The 25,669-nt window shown below is 60.9% G+C and carries 22 protein-coding genes and 1 riboswitch; of the genes, 9 read left to right on the forward strand and 13 right to left on the reverse strand.

What is annotated here, in order from left to right:
• Positions 1–4 precede the first annotated feature (4 nt).
• Positions 5–1,411, reverse strand: a complete 1,407-nt coding sequence (locus tag J3P75_RS02330) for an adenosylmethionine--8-amino-7-oxononanoate transaminase (RefSeq protein WP_434709198.1) — start codon at positions 1,409–1,411, stop codon at positions 5–7.
• Positions 1,412–1,634: 223 nt separating this feature from the next.
• On the opposite strand from J3P75_RS02330, the gene J3P75_RS02335 reads away from it, so the two are divergent.
• Positions 1,635–3,413: a flavin monoamine oxidase family protein gene (locus tag J3P75_RS02335; protein WP_434709199.1), complete on the forward strand. Its 1,779-nt coding sequence runs from the start codon at positions 1,635–1,637 to the stop codon at positions 3,411–3,413.
• Positions 3,414–3,596: 183 nt separating this feature from the next.
• Positions 3,597–3,755 carry a hypothetical protein gene (locus J3P75_RS02340; RefSeq protein ID WP_434709200.1) on the forward strand — a complete coding sequence of 53 codons (159 nt, stop codon included), beginning with the start codon at positions 3,597–3,599 and terminating at the stop codon, positions 3,753–3,755.
• A 21-nt stretch (positions 3,756–3,776) separates the two neighbouring features.
• Here the strand turns inward: J3P75_RS02340 and J3P75_RS02345 are convergent, their stop codons facing one another.
• Positions 3,777–4,274 carry a hypothetical protein gene (locus J3P75_RS02345; RefSeq protein ID WP_434709201.1) on the reverse strand — a complete coding sequence of 166 codons (498 nt, stop codon included), beginning with the start codon at positions 4,272–4,274 and terminating at the stop codon, positions 3,777–3,779.
• Between the two features lie 295 nt (positions 4,275–4,569).
• On the opposite strand from J3P75_RS02345, the gene J3P75_RS02350 reads away from it, so the two are divergent.
• Together J3P75_RS02350 and J3P75_RS02355 are read left to right on the forward strand one after the other, a co-directional pair.
• Positions 4,570–5,121: a cytochrome b gene (locus J3P75_RS02350; protein WP_090287091.1), complete on the forward strand. Its 552-nt coding sequence runs from the start codon at positions 4,570–4,572 to the stop codon at positions 5,119–5,121.
• A 31-nt stretch (positions 5,122–5,152) separates the two neighbouring features.
• The gene (locus J3P75_RS02355; protein ID WP_434709202.1) at positions 5,153–5,731 is read left to right on the forward strand and encodes a YceI family protein; all 579 of its coding nucleotides are present in this window, start codon (positions 5,153–5,155) and stop codon (positions 5,729–5,731) included.
• A 269-nt stretch (positions 5,732–6,000) separates the two neighbouring features.
• Here the strand turns inward: J3P75_RS02355 and J3P75_RS02360 are convergent, their stop codons facing one another.
• From J3P75_RS02360 to ahcY, 4 genes are all read right to left on the reverse strand, one after another.
• Positions 6,001–7,875: a DEAD/DEAH box helicase gene (locus tag J3P75_RS02360; RefSeq protein WP_434709204.1), complete on the reverse strand. Its 1,875-nt coding sequence runs from the start codon at positions 7,873–7,875 to the stop codon at positions 6,001–6,003.
• Between the two features lie 222 nt (positions 7,876–8,097).
• A complete protein-coding gene (locus J3P75_RS02365) occupies positions 8,098–8,910 on the reverse strand; it encodes a substrate-binding periplasmic protein (RefSeq protein WP_434709205.1) in 813 nt (270 codons plus the stop codon).
• Positions 8,911–9,080: 170 nt separating this feature from the next.
• Positions 9,081–9,926 carry a methylenetetrahydrofolate reductase [NAD(P)H] gene (metF, locus tag J3P75_RS02370; RefSeq protein ID WP_203419823.1) on the reverse strand — a complete coding sequence of 282 codons (846 nt, stop codon included), beginning with the start codon at positions 9,924–9,926 and terminating at the stop codon, positions 9,081–9,083.
• 157 nt (positions 9,927–10,083) lie between these two features.
• Positions 10,084–11,493, reverse strand: coding sequence for an adenosylhomocysteinase (gene ahcY / locus J3P75_RS02375; RefSeq protein ID WP_434709206.1), 1,410 nt, complete (start codon positions 11,491–11,493; stop codon positions 10,084–10,086).
• A 23-nt stretch (positions 11,494–11,516) separates the two neighbouring features.
• Positions 11,517–11,616, reverse strand: a riboswitch (S-adenosyl-L-homocysteine riboswitch).
• Positions 11,617–11,814: 198 nt separating this feature from the next.
• Between ahcY and J3P75_RS02380 the strand changes: the two genes are divergently transcribed.
• Both J3P75_RS02380 and J3P75_RS02385 read left to right on the forward strand, forming a co-directional pair.
• Positions 11,815–12,219 carry an acyl-CoA thioesterase gene (locus tag J3P75_RS02380; protein WP_042561508.1) on the forward strand — a complete coding sequence of 135 codons (405 nt, stop codon included), beginning with the start codon at positions 11,815–11,817 and terminating at the stop codon, positions 12,217–12,219.
• A gap of 170 nt (positions 12,220–12,389) precedes the next feature.
• Positions 12,390–13,277: a formate/nitrite transporter family protein gene (locus J3P75_RS02385; RefSeq protein WP_434709207.1), complete on the forward strand. Its 888-nt coding sequence runs from the start codon at positions 12,390–12,392 to the stop codon at positions 13,275–13,277.
• Here the strand turns inward: J3P75_RS02385 and J3P75_RS02390 are convergent, their stop codons facing one another.
• Positions 13,278–14,543 (reverse strand): cation:proton antiporter, encoded by a 1,266-nt coding sequence (locus J3P75_RS02390; protein WP_434709208.1) that lies wholly within the window; start codon positions 14,541–14,543, stop codon positions 13,278–13,280.
• Positions 14,544–14,853: 310 nt separating this feature from the next.
• The gene (locus J3P75_RS02395) at positions 14,854–16,023 is read right to left on the reverse strand and encodes an MFS transporter (protein WP_434709209.1); all 1,170 of its coding nucleotides are present in this window, start codon (positions 16,021–16,023) and stop codon (positions 14,854–14,856) included.
• Between the two features lie 424 nt (positions 16,024–16,447).
• Between J3P75_RS02395 and J3P75_RS02400 the strand changes: the two genes are divergently transcribed.
• Entirely contained in the window at positions 16,448–16,831 is a 384-nt protein-coding gene (locus J3P75_RS02400; protein WP_203419818.1) for an MAPEG family protein, read from the forward strand.
• 121 nt (positions 16,832–16,952) lie between these two features.
• On the opposite strand, the gene mltA is transcribed toward J3P75_RS02400, so the two are convergent.
• Entirely contained in the window at positions 16,953–18,131 is a 1,179-nt protein-coding gene (gene mltA, locus J3P75_RS02405; protein ID WP_434709210.1) for a murein transglycosylase A, read from the reverse strand.
• 128 nt (positions 18,132–18,259) lie between these two features.
• On the opposite strand from mltA, the gene J3P75_RS02410 reads away from it, so the two are divergent.
• Positions 18,260–18,709 (forward strand): c-type cytochrome, encoded by a 450-nt coding sequence (locus J3P75_RS02410; protein WP_434709211.1) that lies wholly within the window; start codon positions 18,260–18,262, stop codon positions 18,707–18,709.
• A gap of 54 nt (positions 18,710–18,763) precedes the next feature.
• On the opposite strand, the gene J3P75_RS02415 is transcribed toward J3P75_RS02410, so the two are convergent.
• The 4 genes from J3P75_RS02415 to J3P75_RS02430 all read right to left on the reverse strand — a co-directional run bounded on the left by J3P75_RS02415 (position 18,764) and on the right by J3P75_RS02430 (position 23,368).
• A complete protein-coding gene (locus J3P75_RS02415) occupies positions 18,764–19,159 on the reverse strand; it encodes a DUF1090 domain-containing protein (RefSeq protein ID WP_434709213.1) in 396 nt (131 codons plus the stop codon).
• A gap of 96 nt (positions 19,160–19,255) precedes the next feature.
• Positions 19,256–20,932, reverse strand: a complete 1,677-nt coding sequence (gene ligB / locus J3P75_RS02420) for an NAD-dependent DNA ligase LigB (RefSeq protein WP_434709214.1) — start codon at positions 20,930–20,932, stop codon at positions 19,256–19,258.
• A gap of 231 nt (positions 20,933–21,163) precedes the next feature.
• On the reverse strand, positions 21,164–22,354 hold the full coding sequence (metK, locus tag J3P75_RS02425; protein ID WP_024014624.1) for a methionine adenosyltransferase: 1,191 nt from the start codon (positions 22,352–22,354) through the stop codon (positions 21,164–21,166).
• An 18-nt stretch (positions 22,355–22,372) separates the two neighbouring features.
• Positions 22,373–23,368 carry an ArsR/SmtB family transcription factor gene (locus tag J3P75_RS02430; RefSeq protein ID WP_203419812.1) on the reverse strand — a complete coding sequence of 332 codons (996 nt, stop codon included), beginning with the start codon at positions 23,366–23,368 and terminating at the stop codon, positions 22,373–22,375.
• 259 nt (positions 23,369–23,627) lie between these two features.
• Here J3P75_RS02430 and tkt point away from each other — a divergent pair, with 259 nt between their 5' ends.
• Positions 23,628–25,625 carry a transketolase gene (tkt, locus tag J3P75_RS02435; RefSeq protein WP_434709215.1) on the forward strand — a complete coding sequence of 666 codons (1,998 nt, stop codon included), beginning with the start codon at positions 23,628–23,630 and terminating at the stop codon, positions 25,623–25,625.
• Positions 25,626–25,669: the final 44 nt, after the last annotated feature.

Genomic DNA, 25,669 nt, shown 5'->3' on the forward strand with positions numbered 1-25,669 from the left:
GTTGCTAGCCCGGATCGCGGAAGCCGGGATGGAAATCTTTCGGCACTGCCACGCTCACGCTGTCACGCGTGGCGATATCAATGCCTTCACTCGCCACTTCGGCGAGAAAATCGATCTGCTCCGGGGTAATCACATACGGCGGCAGGAAATACACCACACTACCCAGCGGCCGCAGCAACGCGCCGCGCTCCAGTGCATGCTGGAACACTTTCAAGCCGCGGCGTTCCTGCCAAGGGTAGGCCTCTTTGCTGGCTTTATCCTTGACCATCTCGATCGCCAGGACCATGCCGGTCTGGCGTACTTCGGAGACGTTCGGGTGATCAACCAGATGCGCCGTCGCCGAGGCCATGCGCTGCGCCAGGGCTTTGTTGTTTTCGATGACGTTGTCCTGCTCGAAGATGTCCAGCGTCGCCAGCGCCGCCGCACAAGCGAGCGGGTTGCCGGTGTAGCTGTGCGAATGCAGGAAGGCGCGCAGGGTCGGGTAGTCGTCGTAGAACGCGCTGTAGACGTCATCGGTGGTCAGACACGCGGCCAGCGGCAGGTAGCCGCCGGTCAGGGCTTTCGACAGGCAGAGGAAATCCGGACGAATGCCAGCCTGCTCGCAGGCAAACATCGTCCCGGTGCGGCCGAAGCCGACGGCGATTTCGTCGTGAATCAGGTGTACGCCGTAACGGTCGCAGGCCTCGCGCAGCAATTTCAGGTAAACCGGGTGATACATGCGCATGCCGCCGGCGCCCTGAATCAAAGGCTCGACGATCACCGCCGCAACGCTGTCATGATTCTCCGCCAGCGTCTGTTCCATGGCGGCGAACATGTTGCGCGAATGCGCTTCCCAGCTCATGCCGTCGGGGCGCAGGTAGCAATCCGGACTCGGCACCTTGATGGTGTCCATCAACAGGGCTTTGTAGGTCTCGGTGAACAGCGGCACGTCGCCGACCGCCATCGCCGCCATGGTTTCGCCGTGGTAGCTGTTGGTCAGGGTGACGAAGCGCTTCTTGTTCGGCTGACCGCGGTTGAGCCAGTAGTGAAAACTCATCTTCAGCGCGACTTCGATGCACGACGAGCCGTTATCGGCGTAGAACACCCGATTCAGACCTTCGGGGGTCATCTTCACCAGACGCTCGGACAACTCGATCACCGGTTGATGGCTGAAGCCGGCGAGAATCACATGCTCGAGCTGATCGACCTGATCCTTGATGCGCTGGTTGATCCGCGGGTTGGCGTGGCCGAACACGTTGACCCACCACGAGCTGACCGCGTCGAGGTAACGCTTGCCTTCGAAGTCTTCGAGCCAGACGCCTTCGCCGCGCTTGATCGGGATCAGCGGCAGTTGTTCGTGGTCTTTCATCTGGGTGCAGGGATGCCATAACACCGCGAGATCGCGTTGCATCCACTGGTTATTCAGGCCCATTTACAGTCTCCTCGAGGCGGCTCGCGGCAGGCGCGGGCAAACAATCGCGCAAGCCTATGCAATGCATCGCGCCGGGACAACCCATTGTGTCGATTGATCTACTTTGTCTGAGCCGATAGACGCCGCTGGCGGCGTTTTGATGGCTAACGTATTCTTCGCGGTTCTTTGGGTCGTCTGACCCGCCAAACTGCTTTTTCCCACATGTTTTTCCGGAGTTCGCTGAATGTCTGTCGGTTGGCTGCGCGCCTGTGCGCTGGTGATGTTGGGGCTGTTCAGCGTTACAGCGCTGGCCAAGGATAAAACTGCAATCGTGATCGGCGGCGGCCTGTCGGGCCTGACCGCCGCTTATGAGCTGCAAAACAAGGGCTGGCAGGTCACCTTGCTCGAAGCCAAGCCGAGCCTGGGCGGACGCTCGGGCATGGCCACCAGCGAGTGGATCGGCAACGACAAGACCCAGCCCGTGCTGAACAAGTACGTGTCGACCTTCAAGCTCGGCACCACAGCAGCACCGGAATTCGTCCGTACGCCGAGCTATCTGATCGACGGCGACTATTTCTCCGCCGCGGATCTGGCGACCAAGCAACCGGCCACCGCCGATGCCTTGAAGCGCTACCAGAAAACCCTCGACGATCTGGCGCGCTCGATCGACGATCCGCAAAACCCGGCGGCGACCGCTACCCTGCACGCGCTGGATCAGATCACCGTGTCGAGCTGGCTCGACAAGCAGAACCTGCCGGCGACTGCGCGTCAGTTGATCAATCAGGACATCCGCACCCATTACGACGAGCCTTCGCGGCTGTCGCTGCTGTACTTTGCCCAGCAGAACCGCGTCTATCGCGGCGTTTCCGACCGTGACCTGCGTGCTTCGCGTCTGGTCGGCGGCAGCCAGGTGCTGGCCCAGGCGTTCGTTAAACAGATCAAGACCATCAAGACCAACTCGCCAGTCTCGGCGATCACCCAGGACAAGGACGGCGTCACCGTCAAGGTCGGCAGTGTCGGTTATCAGGCTGACTACGTGGTGCTGGCCGTGCCATTGCGCGCACTGAACAAGATCGCCCTGACCCCGGCGCTGGATGCCCAGCATCTGGCAGCGATCAAAGGCACCAACTACGGCTGGCGCGACCAGATCATGCTGAAGTTCAAGACGCCAGTGTGGGAAAGCAAGGCGCGCATGTCTGGCGAGATCTACAGCAACACCGGTCTGGGCATGCTCTGGATCGAGCCGGCGCTGAAGGGTGGCGCCAACGTGGTGATCAACCTGTCCGGCGACAACGCCCGCGTGATGCAGGCGTTCGGCGACAAGCAGATGGTCGATCAGGTGTTGATCCGTCTGCACGCGTTTTATCCACAGGCCCGTGGCTCGTTCACCGGGTATGAAATCCGCCGCTACAGCACCGACCCGTCGATGGGCGGCGCCTACCTGGCTTACGGTCCGGGGCAGATCAGCAAGTTCTGGCGGCTGTGGGAACGTCCGCTGCAACGCGTAGCGTTCGCTGGCGAACACACCGACACCTTGTACCCGGGCACCCTGGAAGGCGCACTGCGCACCGGCCAGCGCGCGGCCAGCCAGGTTGAAGATCTCGCGGCGGGCAAATCGTTCGAACCGGCTAAAGTGGTTCCGGCTGCCGCAGCAGGTGCGGCGGGCGCGGTGGCGGCGAAGAAGGGCAACTTCTTCAGCAACCTGTTCGGTGGCTCGGATGATGAGAAGAAGCCAGAACCGGTGAAGGCTCCAGAACCGGCACCTGCTCCGGTCGCTCCAGCACCTGCGCCGACCCCGGCACCTGCTCCAGCGCCGGTGGAAGCGCCGAAGCCAGCCGCTCCGGTGAAAGCTGAGCCGGCGAAGAAAGCCGCGGCCAAGCCAGCGGCGAAGAAGCCTGCGGCGAAAACCGAAACGAAAAAGCCCGCGGCGAAACCGGCAGCGAAAAAGGCTGAACCGGCGAAAAAGCCAGCGGCCAAACCCGCAGCCACGCCTGCGGCAACCACCGAGACCAAAGCGCAGTAAGGCTTTGCTCCCATGAAAAACGCGGCCCTCGGGGCCGCGTTTTTTTTTGCGCGAATTTTTATCCTTCACAGCCCGGTCAAGCAGCTTACCGGCGTACCGGAGCCTTCCCACAAGACACTCGGAATGAGGTGATGGCGGTAGCCAGACCAGCGACCTTATGCTGGGAAAAACCGGAGATTCTGGATGAAACCCCTCACGCTCATGCTTTTACTGATGGCTCTTCCCGGCTGTACCAACGGGCATTTCTTTCCCGGCGGTTACGGCTCTGAACTGGCGCACAAGTGCAAGATTGATCCTTACAGTGCCGATTGCCTGCAACCACCGGCGGTATTGCATAACTGATACGGCACACGTTTACGGCGATTAAAACTCCCACTTGAAGAATTCCGTCCCGTTCGGCAGTTTTCTCAACCAGCGTTGCCTGGGTTTGCGCAGGCGTCCGGGAATGAAACCGAAGCGCGCCCAGCGCAGACTTCCCGTGCGCTGGTCATAAATCACCAGGTTGCCGTCGTCCTGCACGGTCATGTAAGTGTGGTACCACAGCGACTTATCGGCGCTGTGCGTGCTCTCCGCGATCCATAGTCGCCGCCTGGCCGGGTCGTAAAGGAAGCCGCTGTTGCTGATCACGAACTGCAGCGGCTCGCGCATTCTCTTCGGGTGCAACGTCGCGCTGTAAGGTTGATGGCTGTCCGCAATCCAGATAACGGCCTCGCCGTCCTTGAGGATCAGATTTCCATCACTTTGCAGGATCAAACGGAATCGACCGTTCTCCGATTGCAGGTATTGTCCCGCCGACATCGTCTGATTGGGAGGCAGCACGGAAGAACCGCTTGCTTGGAACGGGATATATCGCAGAGCCATATTTGCGCCTGTCTGAATGATGAGGGAATCTCATTCGAACAGGCCTGAAGGTCGCATCTGCGGTACATGCTTATCGGCCTCGAATGTTCAGGTCTGCGTGCTGTGGATGTTGCCCGGAGACACAACACCACTCATCCATCCAAGCGCCCCACGCCGAAATCGCCTTTAATCCTTTCTTAACACCTCTCTTGCAGACTCTTGATCGTATTTCTCGATATTTCAAAGCAAAATTTTCCGCTTTAATTCGATAGATAACTCGCTAGTCTTGGTTCGCAGTTCTCACAGGATTTGGGCAATGCAGCTACGTAACTCTTCTTCGCGCTATGGTTGGGTCAGCATCTTCATGCATTGGGGCGTGGCGCTGGTGGTCTTCGGGCTGTTTGCGCTGGGTCTGTGGATGGTCGGGCTGGATTACTACAGCACCTGGCGCAAAGACGCGCCGGACCTGCACAAGAGTATCGGCCTGGTGCTGCTGGGGGTGATGGTGTTGCGGGTGCTGTGGCGCTTTATCAGCCCACCGCCGTCGACGCTGCAAAGCTACAGCCGCATGACCCGCCTTGGCGCTAAATTCGGCCACGGGTTTCTGTATCTGGCGCTGTTCGCTGTGATGATTGCCGGTTACCTGATTTCCACCGCAGACGGTGTCGGGATCCCGGTGTTTGGCCTGTTTGAAGTTCCTGCACTGCTCTCCGGACTACCGGATCAGGCAGATACCGCTGGGGTGATTCATCTCTGGCTGGCGTGGGCGCTGGTAATTTTTTCCGGCCTCCATGCGTTGGCAGCATTGAAGCACCACTTTATCGATCGTGATGCGACCCTCACCCGAATGCTCGGTCGCAAAGCCTGAAATTCAACCTCGACTCAAAGGAAAAGAAAGCATGTTGAAAAAGACTCTGGCCGCTCTGGCAGTCGGTTCTGCCGTGCTGTCCGCCAACGTAATGGCCGCTGACTACGTAGTCGACAAAGAAGGCCAGCACGCCTTCGTTGATTTCAAGATCAGCCACCTGGGCTACAGCTTCATCACCGGTACTTTCAAGGACATCGACGGCAAGTTCAGCTTCGACGCTGCCAAGCCTGAAGACAGCAAGATCGAATTCAACGTCAACACCGCCAGCGTGTTCACCAACCACGCCGAACGCGACAAGCACATCGCCAGCGCTGACTTCCTCAACGCCAGCAAATTCGGCAAGGCCACCTTCGTTTCCACCAGCGTCAAATCCACCGGTGCCAACACCGCTGACGTGACCGGCGACCTGACCCTGCTGGGCGTGACCAAGCCTGTCGTCGTGAAAGCGACCTTCCTGGGCGAAGGCAAGGATCCATGGGGCGGCTACCGTGCCGGCTTCGAAGGCACCACCACCATCAAGCGTTCCGATTTCGGCAAGCAGAAAGACCTCGGGCCGAAGTCCGATGCAGTCGAGCTGTATGTTTCGTTTGAAGGTGTGAAAGCGAAGTAATTTTCGCCGCCATACAAAACGCCCCCGGTCGAAAGGCCGGGGGCGTTTTTTATGGCCTGCGATATTCTTCCCTTCGCCGCAGAACCCTGTGGGAGCTAGCCTGCTAGCGATGACGGCAGCACATTCAAAATGGATGCTGGCAGACCCACCGCTATCGCTAGCAGGCTAGCTCCCACAGGGGGGGGGGTGCGGTGTTTCAGGGATTTGGGGCAGGACAAAAAAATGCCCCGGCTCTTTCGAACCGGGGCATTTTTTATTGCGGCGTCAACTCAGCGATTGCGGGTCAGCAGTGCTGGTTTTTCGCCACGCGGGCGGCTTGGCAGTTGATCGAGCTGCTCAGGGGTCGGAAAGCGGTCGGCTTTCGATTCCTTGTGCATGATCTTCGGCCCGGTGCTGCGCGGGTTCTGCACGGCTGGCTCACTACGTGGCTGATCGTCACGGGCTGGACGGCGGTTGCGCGACGATGAAGAAGACTCGTCACGACGACCCTGACCGTCACGCGGTGCGCCGTTGCGCGGGCCGCTGCGTTTGGCTGGTGGGGTGCCGGTGCTCGAACCGTTGCTGTTGCGCGGGCCGTTCTGGCGACCTTGCGACTGACCGCCGCGCGGTGCGCCGGCACCTGCGCCTTGAGCCGGTGCGCCTGGGCGACGACCACGGCCGCCGGCCGGTGGGGCTTTTGGCACGTAGTCAACGCGGTTACCGAAGTTATCGATATCGTCGTCGAGGAACTCGTCCGGCGCACGATCCGCCGCTGCGCGTGGTGGCTGGCTTGGACGCTGTTCGCGGCTCGGCGTACCTTCACGCGGCTTCTGCTGGCGGGCAGGGCGCTCGCCACGTTCGCCGGCGGGTTTTTCCTTGCCCTTGTCCTTGCCCTTGTCTTTACGACCGCCGCCACCGCCGCCGCCATTCGGGCCGTCGCCGCGTGGGCCACGAGGGTTGCGCGGGTTGCGTATGTCCGGACGCTCGCGGGCTTCCGGCTTCTCGGCTTCGATGGTGCTCGAGTCGAAGCCCATCAGGTCGCCATCGGCGATCTTCTGCTTGGTCATGCGCTCGATGCTTTTCAGCAGTTTTTCTTCGTCCGGCGCGACCAGCGAGATCGCCTCGCCCGAACGACCGGCACGGCCGGTACGGCCGATACGGTGCACGTAGTCTTCATCGACGTTCGGCAGCTCGAAGTTGACCACGTGCGGCAACTGGTCGATGTCCAGACCACGGGCGGCGATGTCAGTGGCAACCAGAATGCGCACCTGGTTGGCCTTGAAGTCGGCCAGCGCTTTGGTGCGCGCGTTCTGGCTCTTGTTGCCGTGGATCGCCACAGCCGGCAGGCCGTGCTTGTCGAGGTACTCGGCCAGACGGTTGGCGCCGTGCTTGGTGCGGGTGAACACCAGCACCTGTTCCCACGCGCCGGCGGTGATCAGGTGCGCCAGCAGCGCACGCTTGTGACTGGCCGGCAGGCGGAACACGCGTTGCTCAATGCGCTCGACCGTGGTGTTCGGCGGCGTCACTTCGATGCGTTCCGGGTTGTGCAACAGCTTGCCGGCGAGGTCGGTGATGTCTTTGGAGAAGGTCGCCGAGAACAGCAGGTTCTGGCGTTTGGACGGCAGGCGCGCGAGGACTTTCTTCACGTCGTGCACAAAACCCATGTCGAGCATGCGATCGGCTTCGTCGAGGACGAGAATTTCAACGTGAGACAGATCAACGCTGCCCTGGCCGCAGAGGTCGAGCAGACGACCCGGGCAGGCGACGAGCACGTCGACACCGCGGGACATGGCCTGAACCTGCGGGTTCATGCCGACGCCGCCGAAGATGCAGGCGCTGACGAATTTCAGGTCACGGGCGTAGATCTTGAAGCTCTCGTGCACCTGGGCCGCGAGTTCGCGGGTCGGGGTCAGGACCAGGACGCGCGGTTGGCGCGGGCCGTGACGCTGGGATTTGTCCGGGTGACCGTTGGGAAACAACCGCTCCAGGATCGGAAGGGCGAAACCGCCGGTTTTACCGGTACCTGTCTGTGCCGCAACCATCAGGTCGCGACCTTGCAACACGGCGGGAATGGCCCGCTGTTGCACCGGAGTAGGCTCGGTATAGCCCGCATCTTCGATGGCGCGGACTAAAGCCTCGGAGAGACCGAGGGAAGCAAAGGACATGAGTAATCCTGTTTTAGTTAGGGCTTGGCCCAATGGGAGTCTTGCCTGGCGCGAATGGCGTTTAAGAGGACGCAATCCCGTCCGGTCCTGCTGCGGTTCCGAAGGCACGTCGGGAGCGCTCGCGCGGGCTGCAAAGCTGCGCTGTAGCGGGTCGGGAGGCCTGTTACGGTTCCGGGCGTCCGGGCGTGAGCCTGGCGGGAACGCCGGAGTATAACAGAGCAATCACCGCGCGCCGCTTTCCTGCTGCTCAACGGTTTTGCTGCTGACCGTCGCCGGGTTCAACAAAACGCCCGCCACGGGCGCCGCACCGTAGCGCGCGCTCAGCTCGGCGTAAGCCGGCTCGCGCTTGAAACGCTTGAGCTCGGCACCGAATCGCTGCACCAGCAGATCCATGCCGGCATTGCGCCGAACCGCCAGGAACTGGCTCTGGCGGCTAATAATCGTGGGGTTTTCGGTGATCAGGCTGCGTATATTCAATTCATCGAGCAAATGCTGACCGACGCGGCGATCGGTAATCAGCAGGTCGATGCGCCCGCGTACCAGTTTCCCAAAGTTGGCTTCATGGGTCGGTGCCGGTTCGCGGGTAAACAGCTGCGACTGGCTGAAATCTTCGCTATATAAATAGCCGGGCGAGGTGCCGATGGTCAGGCCCTTGAGTTCTTCGAGACGCTTGAACGGGTGCGGCTGGTCATTGGCGTAGAACATCACGAACTCGACGTCCGACAATGGCTCGCTCGGATAGAGCAGGGTGCTGTCGCGCTCAGCGCTGTGAAAAATATCCAGCGCACCGTCAGCATGACCGGTTTCAAGCATCGACAGGCAGCGTTTCCACGGCAGGAACTGCCATTCGACTTCGATGCCCAGACGCTGGAACACGATGGCTGTGGTTTCGTAGTCGAGGCCGAGGTTCTTGCCGCTGTCTTCGTACACGTACGGCGCCCACGGCTCGGTGACAATACGCAACTTCTCGCCCCGAGCGGTGAAGCTCAGGCAAGCAAATACCAGCACGGCGAACAACTGTGTGATCAAAGGCATGGCTGGAGATTACGACGAGAATCGCCAAAGAGCCAGAAAGCGGCCGCACAAGCTCTGTTTCGCGGTTTCAAACAAAAAAATCGCAGCCCTGACGACCCAACAAAGGCGTTGCCAAACACTGCGATCTCTTGATCTTGCTTGTAGCTTTCAGCTCGAAGCTTGCAGCTGCTTCAGCGCGGTAACTTCAGGTTGTTCCAGATCGCCAGGCTAGGCTCGGCCTGGTTCATGGAATAGAAGTGCAGCCCCGGTGCGCCGCCCTGCAACAGGCGCTCGCACATCTCGCTGACGACTTGCTCGCCAAAGCGCTGAATGCTTTGCGCGTCATCGCCGTAGGCTTCCAGTTGCTTGCGGATCCAGCGTGGAATTTCCGCACCGCAGGCATCGGAGAAGCGCGCGAGTTTGCTGTAGTTGGTGATCGGCATGATCCCCGGCACGATCGGCAGATCCACACCCTGCGCCTGCAAGCGCTCGACAAAGTAGAAGTAGCTGTCGGCGTTGAAGAAATACTGGGTGATCGCACTGTCGGCACCGGCACGGGCCTTGCGCACGAAGTTGGCGAGATCGTCTTCGTAGTTGCGCGCCTGCGGATGCATCTCCGGGTAGGCGGCGACTTCGATGTGGAAATGGTCGCCGGTCTCTTCACGAATGAATTCGACCAGTTCATTGGCGTGACGCAGCTCACCGCTGGTCATGCCCATGCCGGATGGCAGGTCACCGCGCAAGGCGACGATGCGCTTGATGCCGGCAGCCTTGTACTCGTTCAGCAGGCCGCGCAGGTCGTCCTTGCTGTCGCCGACGCACGACAGGTGCGGTGCGGCCGGTACTTTGACTTCGCTTTCCAGCTGCAGCACGGTGTTGAGCGTGCGGTCACGGGTCGAACCGCCCGCGCCATAGGTGCAGGAAAAGAAGTCGGGGTTGTAAGTGGCCAGCTGACGGGCAGTGGCGAGCAGTTTTTCATGCCCAGCATCGGTCTTGGTCGGGAAGAACTCGAAGCTGTAGCGACGGTCTTGGGACATGGTCATACCCTTGGAAACAAGAACCTTCGAGGCGCTGCAATCCCTTGTGGGAGCGAGCCTGCGCGCGAAGCGGGGGTCAGACAACCGTGATGTTGAATGAGCAATCGCTTTCGCGAGCAGGCTCGCTCCCACAGGGAGAGCGAGCAGTCAGCGCCTGTTAGTAGCGGTAGGCGTGCGGCTTGAACGGGCCTTCGACGGTGACGCCGATGTAGTCAGCCTGTTGCTTGGTCAGTTGAGTGACCACGCCGCCGAAACCGCGGACCATTTCCAGGGCCACTTCTTCGTCGAGTTTCTTCGGCAGTACTTCCACGGTCAGACGCTCGGCTTTCTGCGCTGGCGACAGGTCGGCGTACTTCTGGCCGAACAGGAAGATCTGTGCCAGAACCTGGTTGGCGAACGAACCGTCCATGATGCGGCTCGGGTGACCGGTGGCGTTGCCCAGGTTCACCAGACGGCCTTCGGCCAGCAGGATCAGGTAGTCGTCGTTCTGTGGGTCGAAGCTGCCGACACCGGTGCGGTGAACCTTGTGCACCTGTGGCTTCACTTCTTCCCATGCCCAGTTCTTGCGCATGAAAGCGGTATCGATTTCGTTGTCGAAGTGACCGATGTTGCAGACCACGGCGCGCTTTTTCAGGGCCTTGAGCATGTTCGCGTCGCAAACATTGACGTTACCGGTGGTGGTCACGATCAGGTCGATCTTGCCCAGCAGCGCTTTGTCGATGCTCGCTTCGGAACCGTCGTTGATACCGTCGATGAACGGCGACACCAGTTCGAAACCGTCCATGCATGCTTGCATGGCGCAGATCGGATCGACTTCGGAAACCTTGACGATCATGCCTTCCTGACGCAGGGACTGGGCCGAACCCTTGCCCACGTCACCGTAACCGATGACCAGCGCTTGCTTGCCGGACAGCAGGTGGTCGGTACCACGCTTGATCGCATCGTTGAGGCTGTGACGGCAGCCGTACTTGTTGTCGTTCTTGGACTTGGTCACCGAGTCGTTGACGTTGATGGCCGGGATTTTCAGCTCGCCCTTGGCCAGCATGTCCAGCAGACGGTGTACGCCGGTGGTGGTTTCTTCGGTCACGCCGTGAACGCGGTCCAGCACCTGCGGGTATTTCTTGTGCAGCAGCTCGGTCAGGTCGCCGCCGTCGTCGAGGATCATGTTGGCGTCCCATGGCTGGCCATCTTTCAGGATGGTCTGCTCCAGGCACCACTCGTACTCTTCTTCGGTTTCGCCTTTCCAGGCGAACACCGGGATACCGGCAGCGGCGATAGCGGCAGCGGCCTGGTCTTGGGTGGAGAAAATGTTGCACGACGACCAGCGAACTTCGGCACCCAGGGCAACCAGGGTTTCGATCAGCACGGCGGTCTGGATGGTCATGTGAATGCAGCCAAGGATCTTGGCGCCTTTGAGCGGCTGCTCGCTGGCGTACTTGCGACGCAGACCCATCAGGGCCGGCATTTCCGATTCGGCGATGATGGTTTCGCGACGGCCCCAGGCGGCCAGGGACATGTCGGCGACTTTGTAATCGGTAAAATCTGCAGGCGTGATAACAGCGCTCATGAAGAGCCTCCATTCGTAATGTATGCGAATGGGCGCCGTTGTGCGTTTAGTGTCCAGCCTGCGGCCGGTCAACGCCCCATCCGAGCCTGACAGGTCGAACCTGCTGCAGCGCCCCTCGGACAGGTGGCGGGAAAACGGTAACAAGCGATCATTACCGTTTTGAAACGGTGGCGATTATAGCCGTCTAGACTGATCTTCCAAAGGGTTTCTGTCGGCTGGATGAAGATCGTTAATGGCGACCATAGTCGAAGCCGCATGGAGCATGACCGCCCGGTCTGCCAAGATGGCGCCATCATTCGGCAAGAGACTCAAGGAGTGCAGATGAATTTCCACACCCGCAAATGGGTAAAACCCGAAGACCTCAACCCCAACGGCACCCTGTTCGGCGGCAGTCTGCTGCGCTGGATCGACGAAGAAGCGGCGATCTACGCAATTGTCCAGCTGGGCAACCAGCGCGTGGTGACCAAGTACATTTCCGAGATCAACTTCGTCAGCGCCTCGCGCCAGGGCGACATCATCGAACTGGGCATCACCGCCACGGAGTTCGGCCGCACCTCGATCACCCTGACTTGCGAAGTGCGCAACAAGATCACCCGCAAGAGCATTCTGACCGTTGAGAAGATGGTTTTTGTGAATCTGGGTGAAGACGGTTTGCCGGCGCCGCACGGGCGAACCGAGATCCGGTATGTGAAAGATCAGTTCAAGGATGACGAGGCCGTTCAATAAATTCGGCGGTGTTTTCTTCGCTAGCAGGCTCGCTCCCACAGCGGTGACAATGTGCCTGTGGGAGTCAGCCTGGCGATAGCGGTGGTGCCATCAGCGAAGATTCACCTGGCCACTGAACAGCCATGAAGCGCAACGGTCGTAGCTAAATCGCCCCCCACGGTTGCCACGCCATGACCACGCCCACCAGCGACAAAACCCCCGACCTCTCGGCCAAAGAGCAGCACGAAGTCGAGAAAAGCCAGCCGCCTCGCGCGGCCGTCCTGCATGAAATCATCCGCACCCAAGGCGATCAGGAACTGGAGCGCAGCATTGCCGCGCTCTGGTGGTCGGCGTTGGCCGCCGGGCTGACCATGGGCCTGTCGCTGATGGGCATGGGCCTGCTCAACTCGCGCCTGCCCGACGGCGATGAGTTCAAGGTAATCGCCAGCTTCGGCTACTGCGCCGGTTTTCTCGCGGTCATCCTGGCGCGTCAGCAGCTGTTCACCGAAAACACCCTGACTGCGGTGTTGCCGGTGATGACCAAACCGACCCTGCTGAATTTCGCCCGATTGATCCGTCTGTGGAGCGTGGTGCTGATCGGCAACCTGTGCGGCACGATTCTGGTGGCCTACGTGATGCTTGAACTGCCGATTTTCGACAGCAAGACCGACGTGGCTTTCCTCGAAATCGGCCGCAAGGTCATGGAACACAGTGCCAGTCAGATGTTCGCCAAAGGCATCGTCTCCGGCTGGATGATCGCCACCATGGTCTGGATGATCCCGTCCATGGAGAGCGCGAAGATGTGGATCATTATCCTCATCACCTACTTCATGGCATTGGGCGACTTCACTCACATCGTCGTCGGTTCGGCGGAGGTTTCGTATCTGGTGTTTGCCGGCGAACTGCCGTGGAGTGATTTCTGGGCGGTGTTCGCCGGGCCGACACTGGCGGGGAATATCATCGGCGGCAGTTTCATCTTTGCGCTGATCAGCCATGCGCAGATTCGCAGTGAGAGCGGGGTACCGAAGGAACCTGCGGATCAGGCGAGGAAAACTGATCCGCAGTCGACCCGGAAATGATCAGTGGTGGGCTGGTTCGGTCGCGCCTTTCGGCTCGTTGCGCGTCGCATGCTTGACCAGTTTGCCGATGCTCAGGCCCTGGAGAAGGATCGATGACAGCACCACGATGTAAGTGATGCTCAGCAGCAGATCGCGCTCCGGGCCCAGCGGCAGGGCCAGCGCCAGGGCTACCGAGACGCCACCGCGCAAACCGCCCCACGTCAGGATGCGGATGGTGCCGGCCGGCACTGAGCGCCAGCGCCGCAGCAACAGAATCGCCGGGGCGACGGTGAGCAGACGCGACAGTAGAATCGCCACCGCGAGCAAACCTGCTGCGGCCATGTGCAGCCAGTTGAACGGCAGCAGCAACAACTCCATGCCGATCAGCGCGAACAGCAAGGCGTTGAGCATGTCATCGAGCAATTCCCAGAAACCGTCGAGGTAGCGGCGGGTCATGTCGTTCATCGCCAGGTTACGACCCAGGTTGCCGATGATCAGCCCGGCAACCACCATCGCGATCGGCGCCGAGACGTGCAGCTCGGTGGACATCGCCGAACCGCCGATCACCAGCGCCAAGGTCAGCATCACGGTGATCTGATGCTGCTCGACGCTTTTGATCATGCGATAGACCAGATAACCGATCAGCCCACCGAACAGCACGCCGCCCAGCGCCTCGTGTGCAAACAGCATGGCCGTGGCGCTGATGGTCGGGGTCTCGCCCAGTTGCGCGATGCCCAGCAGCACCGTGAACACCACGACCGCGGTGCCATCGTTGAACAGCGACTCGCCGACGATGGTGGTTTTCAGCGGTTTCGACGCGTTGGCCGTCCGCAATACGCCGAGCACTGCAATCGGGTCGGTGGGTGAAATCAGCGCGCCGAACAACAGGCAGTAGAGGAAACTCACGTGCCAGCCGAACAGGGCAAAAATGTAATAGGCGAGGCTGCCGATCACCGCAGTGGCAATCAATACACCGAAGGTCGCCAGCAGGCCGATGGGCCAGCGGTAGCTGCGCAAGTCATTCAGATTGACGTGCAGGGCGCCGGCGAACAGCAGGAACGACAACATCCAGTTCATCAACAGATCGCCGAAGTCGATCTGGCCGATCAGTTGCTGCACACGGTCTTCGAGGCCGGGGAAGCCGAGCACGCTGAGGCCTTGCAGGATCAGCGAGAACAGCAGGGCGGTAACCATCACGCCGATGGTCGGCGGCAGGCCGATGAAGCGGAAGTTGACGAAGGTAAGAAGGGTTGTCAAGCAGATGAAAGCGGCGACAAGTTCAAGCATCCGGGGTCCTTTGGATGAAGGGTGAATGGAGCGCGACCGGAATTTTGGGCGCGGGGGTTTGATGGGGTGGGGTTGGCTGAGGGCACATCCGGATTCGGCGTTGCGCTCAACAGCCCCTCACCCCAGCCCTCTCCCAAGGGGAGAGGGAGCCGAATGGGGGATGCTCGAGAGATACGCCGACCTCGGAGTTTCTCGGCGAATCCATAATCGGCACGGTGTTTCAGGCTAATGCATCACGCAAGACAACTCGGTCAGTCCCCTCTCCCTCTGGGAGAGGGCTAGGGTGAGGGCTCTATCTGGCACACCACAATCAGTCCGACACATTGACCGCAACCGCCCGCCGACGTTGCAGATAGATAAACCACAACGCCGCCAGCACCGTCAGCACACCGACCAGCGCCCCGGTGCACGGCAGATCTGCCAGATCCGCGCCACTGGCCACCACCAGTCCACCAATCCATGCCCCGGCCGCATTGCCCAGATTGAAAGCGCTCTGGTTCAACGTCGAGCCAAGGTTCGGCGCTTCATGGGCCTGATCGATGATCAACAGTTGCAGAATCGGGCACAGCGCAAAAGCGAAAATCCCCCACAGCACCAGGGTGATCGCTGCTGGCACCACTGAGCGGCTGGTCTGGCTGAACGCGGCCAGAATCACCACTACCGCCAAAGCCACGCCGACCAGCGACGGCAACAAACGGCTGTCGGCGAGGCGCCCGCCGAGCATGCTGCCACCCGTCAGGCCAACGCCAAACAGCAGCAACATCACCGTGACGCCGTGCGGGCTGACGCCAGTGATGTCTTGCAGAATGGGTGCGATGTAGGTGAACACACTGAACAGACTGGTCGAGGCCAGCACACTCATGCCCAGCGCCAGCAGCACGTTGACCTTGCCCAGCACTTTGAATTCGCTGGCGAGGTTGGCCTTGTCCATCGCGATGTGTTTTGGCAACCACAGCCATTGGGCGAGTGCTGCGATGATGCCGATCACCGACACCGCCCAGAACGTCGAGCGCCAACCAGCGTATTGGCCGAGCGCAGTGCCCAGTGGAACGCCGAGCACGTTGGCCAGCGTCAGGCCAGTGAACATCATGGCGATGGCCTGGGCGCGCTTGTTCGGCGCGACCAGTCCGGCGGCGACCACCGAGCCGATGCCGAAGAACGCACCGTGGCACAGGGCGGTAACCACGCGCGCGGCCATCAGCGTGGCGTAATTCGGCGCGAGGGCGCACAGCACGTTGCCGAGGATGAACATCAACGTCATCCCCAGCAAGGTTGCTTTGCGCGGCATGTTCGCGGTGCCGATCGCCAGAATCGGTGCGCCAAAGACTACGCCCAGCGCGTAACCGGTGATCAACAGGCCCGCGTGAGGAATGCTCACGGCTAGGTCGCGGGCGACATCGGGTAGCAGGCCCATGATCACGAATTCAGTGGTGCCGATGCCGAAGGCGGCGACGGCGAGGGCAAGCAAGGCGAGTGGCATGCGCAAGGTCTCTGTTAGTAGTCTTGACGCTTTGATCAGGCATACGCGCGCCGACGTCCGTTCTCTGGGAAGAACGGCGCAGGCAGCATTTATTGGTATTTTTCTGTGCGCAACTGAGTGCGGCGTGGTCGCGGGCAGTATAAACAGCCATGGACACATCGCGAATCAATAATCTGACTAATTGAACTCAACATCAGCGGTGAGGGCGAGAGCGGCGACAGCTCTGTTGCTGCAGGCGGCGTGGAATGTCCGGTTGTCAGCTACGCTCTGGTGCTGTGGGCGATGCAGTCGGGCTCAGTGTGATCCGTGTGGCTTGTCGGCATGCGTTACCTCAAGAACCTTTCGGTCGCGGGCGGCTCTTAGCCTTGGGCGGGCGATGTCGTTCTGCCTGCCCGCGAATTCAAAAATCAAAAAGGATGGTGTTATGACGGTAGCTCTGTGGTGTGTGTTGATCGCGATTTTCCTGCCGTACGTGTGCACGATCGTGGCGAAGGCGTCAGGCGGGTTCCGGCTGAAAGATAATTACGATCCGCGGGACTTTCTCGACAGCGTCGACGGTGTGGCCCGACGTGCGCATGCCGCGCAACTGAACAGTTTTGAAGTGACCCCGGCATTTGCCGCGGCGGTGCTCGTTGCGCACCTGGTCGGTACGGCGCAATTGGTAACGGTCAACGTGCTGGCGGTGCTGTTCATCACCAGTCGCCTGCTGTACATCATTTGCTACCTGGCGGACTGGGCGGCGTTGCGCTCGGTGGTGTGGTTTGTGGGGATGGGCTTGATCGCTTCGTTCTTCTTTGTGTCGATCTGATTGTCGGGTGTTGCTGATGGCCACATCGCGAGCAGGCTCACTCCTACAGGGGAACGCATTCCAAATGTAGGAGTGAGCCTGCTCGCGATAGCGGTCTGACCGCCTCAGCGAATCGGAAGGGTTACTTCTTCGGTGTATCCGCCACCTGCGGCACTTGCGGCAACGGCGCGCCTTTTGGCCAGAGCATCCAGATCTGCCCCTGCTGTTTCATGTCGCCGGCCAACTGCCCGGCGGCATCGCCGGTGCCCCAGAACAGGTCCGCGCGAACCTCACCGGCAATCGCGCCCCCGGTATCCTGCGCAGCCACCGGGCGCACCAGCGGCGTGCCATCCGGGCGCGTAGTCGACAGCCACAACAGACTGCCCAGCGGAATCACCTTGCGATCCACTGCCGCGCTGTAACCGGCGGTCAGCGGCACGTTCAGCGAGCCGCGCGGGCCTTCGTTACTGTCCGGGTTGCGAGTGAAGAACACGTAACTCGGGTTGCTGGCCAGCAGTTCGGGAATCCGTGACGGATTGGCTTTGGCCCAGTTGCTGATAGCGCTCATGGTCACCTCTTCTTTCTTCAGCTCGCCCTGCTCGACCAGCCAGCGCCCTATAGGCCGGTAGGGATGGCCGTTCTGATCGGCGTAGGCAATTCGCAACTGCTTGCCGTCCTCGGTCTGAATCCGTCCGGAACCCTGAATCTGCAGGAATTGCAGGTTCATCGGATCAGTCAGGTAAGCCACCACCGGCGCTTTCACGCCTTTGGATTCGATGGTCGCCGCATCGTCGTAAGGCTTGAGCACCCGCCCCTCGAGCCGGCCGCGCAGGCGCTTGCCTTTGAGCTCCGGGTAAATGCTGTCCAGGGAGACGATGATCATGTCTTCCGGCACGCCATACACCGGCACGTTGGCCGCCTCGGTGGGCGTCAGACTGCCGGGATAGACCGGTTCGTAATAGCCGGTGATCAGGCCATTGGCGTTATTGTTTTCCGCACGCAAGCCATACACATCGAGGTTCTGTTTGAGGAAGGCGCGGATCTCGCTGGCACTCTGCGGCACATTGACGGCAGCTGCGCAGGTCGGGCCCCAGACCGCATCGGCTTTCAATCGGGTGCAGGCGCTGCGCCACGAGCCGAAACCGGCGACCAGATCGCTGTCGGACACCGCGGGCAGGGCTTCCCAGGTGGCGCTTGAGTAAGTCGCCAGCGCATGGGTTTTCGGCTTGTCGCTGTCACCGCCGGTGCAGCCAGCGAGTGCGGCCAGCAGTGGAAGGGTGGCAAGCAGTGGGTGACGCCAGGCCTGGAAACGGCGATTCATGGAGTGATTCCTGTGCCGGTTGCCCGAGTGCTCCATGCGCTCAAGCAACCCGTATTTTTAATAGGGCTATTGGTGTTTGACGGTGACGCGAGGATACTGGCCGCCGATTTCCGCGACCTGAAGCCGCCATGACTCTCAAACGAATTGCTGTTGTATTGCTGGCCTGTGTGGGCCTGTCCGCCTGTGGCGGCGTCGATCCGAATTCCCCGCTGGGCCAGCGCAAGGCCATCTTCAAACAGATGCTCAAGACCAGCGAAGACCTCGGCGGCATGTTGCGTGGACGCATCCCGTTCGACGGGCCGAAATTCACTGAGGGTGCGGTCAGGCTCGATGCCTTGTCCCATGAGCCGTGGCAGCATTTCCCGCAGGTTCGCGAAGAAGATCACAGCAGCGCCAAGGATGATGTCTGGCAGAAGCAGGCACAGTTTCAGCAAATGGCCCGAGACCTTGAGGCGGCTACCGGTGAATTGGTCATCGCCAGCAAGGTTCAGCCGTACAAGGCCAGCAACCTCGGGCCGGCCGTGCAGAAAGTTGAAGATGCCTGCAGTGCTTGTCATAAGCAGTTTCGAGATCATTAAGCGGTGTCGTCTGAGCTGCCTTCGCGAGCAGGCTCGCTCCCACATTAGATCTGCTTACTTGTCGATCTCGTCCAGCGCTTCCTGCAGCTCTTTACGCGACTCGGCCAGTTTTTCCTTTCGCTTGTTGATTCTCTCCGGATCGCCTTTCTTCATGGCCTTGTCGAGGTCGGTCTGACGCTGGCTGACTTCATGCTTGGCCTCAAGCACCTTGTTCTCGCGTTCTTTTTTCAGTCCGGAGTCGGTGCAGTGCTCGGTCACTTCACGCAGGGCTGTTTCCAGACCAGCCTGCTGCTCCATGTTGCCGCGCGACTTGGCCTGTTCGATCTGGTTGATGATGCCCTGCTTCTTGGCAGCGCAACCGGTCAGGCCCGGGCCTTCTTCTTCCGCCATCGCCGGGACGGCCAGGACGCCGCACAGGGTGAACAGGGCGAGCGGTGCGAGAAATTTCATAAAAGCTCCATGTGCATAAACAATCGGGTTGGAGGGCACTGCGCTGTTGGAGCGCCGGGCCGGCCATTGGGTTCCCGTCGAGCGGGGAAGGCATGTTCAGAAGCCGTCGATCCCGGCGGCCTGCAAGGTCTCGCTCAAGGCTAACACTTGCGGGTCGCGAAAGAAGGCGCTCAGTTGCGCGGCACGGCCGGGCCCGATGCCGGGTTCTGCCTGCCATTGTTCGGTATCACGTTGTGCCAGCGCCTGCCAGGAGTCAGCCAGTTGTGCCTGACCGGTCGGCGGCAGGCCCAAGGCTTTGAGCCACTGCGCGAATGGTCGTTGGCGAGCGCTGTGAAAGCTGTTAATCAGGCGGGCGCTGCTGCGTTCGCCGAAGCCGGCGATGTTAGCAAGCTCTGGCTCGTCGAGGGTCAACCAATCCAGCAGGTTGTTCAGGCGGCCTGTTTCGAAAAGTTTCTCCCAGGTGCCGCGACCGACATGCGCCATCGCCAGCCCCTGCTTGCCGCTGAGCCAGGCCAGACGCGCGAGAAACTGGCTTTCGCAGCCGGCGGTGGGTTGCCAACAGCTCAGAGCGTGGAAGTCCTGCGCATTCGGAACGGATAGCTCTGCGCGCTCGGCAGCCCGCACAACCACGCTGTCGAGTCGCGGTATGGTCAGTCCGGCGAGGCTGATCGCCACTTGATCACCGGGGCGGATATCCATCTGCTGCCAGCGTTTCAATGAGCTGACGCTGACCCGTTTGATCTCGCGGTCGTCGAGCATCGTCGGGTTCAGCTCCAGCACCGGCGTGATGCGCCCGGTCCGACCGATCTTGAAATTGACCTTGCGGACGTCGGCCAAGGCCTGTGCAAACGGATATTTCCAGGCGATCGCCCAGTACGGCGCGCGGGCCTGCCAGCGCTCGGCGGGTGGTCGTTGACTCTGGCGCAGGACCACACCATCGGTGGCAAACGGCAGCGGTGAGCGATACCAGTGCTCGCGCCATTTTTGAGCCTCGGCGAGACCGGTGACGGCGTGGCTGTAAGGTTCGGTCGTGGCGAAACCCAGTGTCGCCAGCCGGGTTATTCGCTCGGACAAATCCACGGGACCTTGCGGCCAGTCCCACACGAACAGACCGATCCCCGCGGCTTGTTGCACGTCCAGCGATTTGCGCCCCATCAATCCGGCAACGGTAGCGCGGGCCTTGATGCTGCCGGCACGGGCTTGTACGTGATCTGTCAGGCGCCAATAGAGTTCGCCTTGCACCAGCAGGTCTTGCGGTTGGCTCAGGCGTTGCGGGATCGCGGGGATCTGGCGCGCCGAGGCTGTCCAGTCCTGTCCCGAGAGGCCGTCGCCACGGCTGATGGCTAGTTGTAACAGGCCTTGGCGATAGATCAGGGTGACCGCCACGCCATCGATTTTTGGTTGAATCCAGACAGCCTTGCGCGACCGCAGCCAGCGTTCGACGTCTTCGGCTTGATGAAGTTTGTCCAGGCCTGTGTGAGCGACGGGATGCTGGATTGGGCCGGTGGCGCTGCGCAATGGCGCGGGCGGCGAGGGCAGTTGGAAGCATTGTCGCCACGCTTTCAGACGCAGGCGCGACTGGTCGTAAAGTTCATCGGCGATCAGCGAGCGGCCTTCGCGGTGGTAGGCGTCGTCCCATTGGTCGATCTGGGTTTGCAGGGCGGTGATTTCGCGTTCGGCTTTGGGGGGTGGCCAGTCTGGGCAGTCGGCGTGGGCGTGGAGGGTGATGAGTGTCAGCAGGAGAATCGACAGCAGGCGCAGGTTGAAGGGCATGTGAGCTTCCTTGCTCGGAGGTGATGGTTGAAGCGTAGGTGGGGATTTGGGGAGCGGTGGCGGGGTGTTTTGCGGGGTGTTTCCAGGAGGGCGATTTGTGTTGCGTGGACGACCGTAATCGCTAGCAGGCTAGCTCCCACAGGGGATCGGGGTGAGCATGGGAATTTTTCCGGGCATTAAAGAGCCCCGCACGGCGCGAACCGTGCGGGGCTTTTTGTAGCCGGGGAGGGCTTACAGGCCGGCAGCGGAACGCAGGGCGTCGGCGCGGTCGGTTTTTTCCCAGGTGAACGTGGTGAAGCTGTCTTCGCCGACGGTCTTGGTCTGCGGCGCGCGACCGAAGTGGCCGTAGGCTGCGGTTTCCTGGTACATCGGGTGCAGCAGGTCGAGCATGGTGGTGATCGCGTATGGACGCAGGTCGAACACTTCGCGGACCAGTTTGATGATCTTGTCATCGCTGATCTTGCCGGTGCCGAAAGTGTTCAGCGAGATCGAGGTCGGCTGGGCCACACCGATCGCGTAGGACACCTGGATCTCGCAACGCTCGGCCAGGCCGGCAGCGACGATGTTCTTGGCCACATAACGGCCGGCGTAGGCCGCCGAACGGTCAACCTTCGATGGATCCTTGCCGGAGAACGCGCCACCGCCGTGACGGGCCATGCCGCCGTAGCTGTCGACGATGATCTTGCGACCGGTCAGACCGCAGTCACCCACCGGGCCGCCAATGATGAACTGGCCGGTCGGGTTGATGTGGAACTGGGTGTCCTTGCTCAGCAGTTCGGCAGGCAGTACGTGCTTGACGATCAGCTCCATCACGCCTTCGCGCAGGTCTTTGTACGACACTTCAGGGTTGTGCTGGGTCGACAGAACCACGGCGTCGATACCCACTACCTTGCCGCCTTCGTAACGGCAGGTCACTTGCGACTTGGCGTCCGGACGCAGCCAAGGCAGCAGGCCCGATTTGCGGGCTTCGGCCTGACGCTGCACCAACTGGTGCGAGAAAGTGATCGGTGCTGGCATCAAAACGTCGGTTTCGTTGCTGGCGTAGCCGAACATCAGGCCCTGGTCGCCGGCGCCCTGATCTTCAGGCTTGGCACGGTCAACGCCCTGGTTGATGTCGGGGGACTGCTTGCCGATGATGTTCATCACGCCGCAGGTCGCGCCGTCGAAGCCGACTTCGGAGCTGGTGTAGCCGATGTCGCAGATCACGTCACGAACGATCTGCTCCAGGTCGACCCAGGCGCTGGTGGTCACTTCACCGGCAACGATGGCCACGCCGGTCTTGACCAGCGTTTCCACGGCCACGCGAGCGTGTTTGTCCTGGGCAATAATGGCGTCCAGCACCGCATCGGAAATCTGGTCGGCGATTTTGTCCGGATGCCCTTCGGACACGGACTCGGAGGTGAAGAGGGAGTATTCGCTCATCTCGATGTTTTCCTGAATTTACCGATGGTGAGTGTCGCCAGCCGGTCGCTGAAAATGGCGGACCTGGATCTGGAAACCATTACGTAAGCCTACATAGAGGCTTTCCCCGGGAACGAGTCCCGCAGCGGTGGCCCAACGGGCCAGATCGTCCTGTTCAAACCCCAACCAGAGATCACCGCAGGCCTCCCTGGCCCAACTCTGGTTGTGGCTACATAACTCTGTCACGAGCAGGCTACCGCCCGGTTGCAGCAGGTCGGCCATGTGTCTGAGCGCATCGGCCGGGGCGGCGAAATGGTGCAACACCATGTTCAACACCACGCAATCGGCCTGAACGCTGCTGCCGTTCAATGCATCGGCCAATTGCAGGCTGACGTTAGCCAGCTGTTCACGTTCACACACCTGACGCGCCAGTTCGAGCATCGCCGGGCTGTTGTCCAGCGCGGTAACGCTGGCAAAACGGCGCGCCAGTTCCGGCAGAAAAGCGCCGTCGCCGGGGCCGACTTCGATGGCCGTGGCAGCACCATTGAAGTTCAGCTTGTCGAGCAGGGCCAGCACGCTGTCGCGGTACTGCGGCAGACCGGCGATCAAATCCTGCTGGGCGCGAAACTTCTCCGCAACCCGGGCGAAAAAATCCTGACTGGCGGCGGCGCGTTGCCCGTGGACCTGTTCGATCCGGGTTTGCACGTCGTCCGGCAGCGCCAGATCGTCGACTTCTTCCAGCAATGCCGCGTGCAGCTTGCCGCCGAGCAATTCGGTATGGGGCAGGGCGCGACGATAGAAAATCGCGTTGCCTTCACGGCGGGTCGCCACCAGATCGGCCTGCGCCAACACTTTAAGGTGATGACTCATGCCCGACTGGCCGATGCCGAAAATCTGCGCCAGCTCCAGCACGCCGAACGAATCGTTGGCCAGCGCGCGCAAGACATTCAGCCGCAACGGATCGCCGCCGGCCTTGCACAGGGCCGCCAGCTCGTCGCAATCGTCATGGCGAATGGAAGGCACGCGTAGGTTCATAGGGCTGGCAGTCTAGAGACGGTGAGGGGGCATCGCAAGGTCAATATCAAAAAGTTTTGATATTGCTCGATAAATGGCACTTCTCATTAGACGGTGGTCTCTACAAACCAACAGCGGAAAGGTTTCACCAGAAGAAACCAGCGCTATCGATTGGAAAAACGCCTCCGGATTACTATCTGTCATTGCCCCGAGGCGCATGGGTGAGGGAAAATGCCCTCCTTTTTTCCGTTTCAATCTATTCACACCCAGGAGATCAGCGATGCCTAGCCGTCGTGAGCGTGCCAACGCCATTCGTGCCCTCAGCATGGATGCCGTGCAAAAAGCCAACAGCGGCCATCCCGGTGCCCCCATGGGTATGGCAGATATCGCCGAAGTGCTGTGGCGCGACTACCTCAAGCACAACCCGAGCAACCCGTCGTTCGCCGACCGTGACCGCTTTGTGCTGTCCAACGGCCACGGCTCGATGTTGATCTACTCGCTGCTGCACCTGACCGGTTACGACCTGTCGATCGACGATCTCAAGCAGTTCCGTCAACTGCACAGCCGTACCCCGGGTCACCCGGAATTCGGCTACACCCCGGGCGTTGAAACCACCACCGGCCCGCTGGGTCAGGGCCTGGCCAACGCCGTCGGTTTCGCGCTGGCAGAGAAGGTTCTGGGCGCGCAGTTCAACCGTCCTGGCCACGACATCGTCGACCACCACACCTACGTGTTCCTCGGTGATGGCTGCATGATGGAAGGCATCTCCCACGAAGTCGCCTCCCTGGCCGGTACTTTGGGTCTGGGCAAGCTGATCGCCTTCTACGATGACAACGGCATCTCCATCGACGGCGAAGTCGAAGGCTGGTTCACCGACGACACGCCGAAGCGCTTCGAATCCTACAACTGGCAAGTGATCCGCAACGTTGACGGTCACGACCCGGAAGAGATCAAGACCGCCATCGACACCGCGCGCAAGAGTCCGCTGCCGACGCTGATCTGCTGCAAGACCACCATCGGTTTCGGTTCGCCGAACAAGCAAGGCAAGGAAGACTGCCACGGCGCCCCACTGGGTGACGCGGAAATTGCCCTGACCCGTCAGGCGCTGAACTGGAACTACGGCCCGTTCGAAATCCCGGCCGACATTTATGCCGAGTGGGATGCCAAGGAAAAAGGCCGCGCCGCCGAAGCCGAGTGGGACCAGCGTTTTGCGGCTTACTCTGCAGCGTTCCCGACTGAAGCCAACGAATTGATTCGTCGTCTGAGCGGCGAGCTGCCAGCCGACTTCTCGGAAAAAGCCTCGGCCTACATCGCCGAAGTCGCGGCCAAGGGCGAAACCATCGCCAGCCGTAAAGCCAGCCAGAACACCTTGAACGCGTTCGGCCCGCTGCTGCCGGAACTGCTCGGCGGTTCGGCTGACCTGGCCGGTTCCAACCTGACCCTGTGGAAAGGTTGCAAGGGCGTCAATGCTGAAGATGCCAGCGGCAACTACATGTACTACGGCGTGCGCGAATTCGGCATGACCGCGATCATGAACGGCGTGACCCTGCACGGCGGCCTGGTGCCGTACGGCGCAACCTTCCTGATGTTCATGGAATACGCCCGCAACGCGGTGCGCATGTCGGCGCTGATGAAGAAGCGTGTGATCCACGTCTACACCCATGACTCCATCGGTCTGGGTGAGGACGGCCCGACGCACCAGCCGATCGAGCAACTGACCAGCCTGCGCACCACGCCGAACCTCGACACCTGGCGTCCAGCCGATGCCGTGGAATCGGCAGTCGCCTGGAAAAACGCCCTGGAGCGCAAGGACGGCCCATCGGCGCTGATCTTCTCGCGTCAGAACCTGCAACACCAGGAACGCGATGCCGGCCAGATTGCCGACATCAGCCGCGGCGGTTACGTGCTGAAGGACTGCGCTGGCGAGCCTGAGCTGATCCTGATCGCCACCGGTTCGGAAGTCGGTCTGGCCGTTCAGGCCTTCGACAAACTGACCGGGCAGGGCCGCAAGGTTCGCGTGGTTTCCATGCCGTGCACCAGCGTGTTCGATGCACAGGACGCCAGCTACAAGCAATCGGTGCTGCCGTTGCAGGTGGGCGCGCGTATCGCCATCGAAGCGGCCCATGCCGATTTCTGGTTCAAGTATGTCGGTCTGGAAGGTCGCGTGATCGGCATGACCACCTACGGCGAATCGGCTCCGGCTTCGGCACTGTTCGAAGAGTTCGGCTTCACCCTGGAAAACATCCTGGGTCAGGCGGAAGAGCTGCTGGAAGACTAAGTCCGACAGTTGTGTTGTCCGGGCTGGCGCCATCGCGAGCAGGC

Source organism: Pseudomonas sp. R1-1, from assembly GCF_051132135.1.
GTDB lineage: Bacteria > Pseudomonadota > Gammaproteobacteria > Pseudomonadales > Pseudomonadaceae > Aquipseudomonas.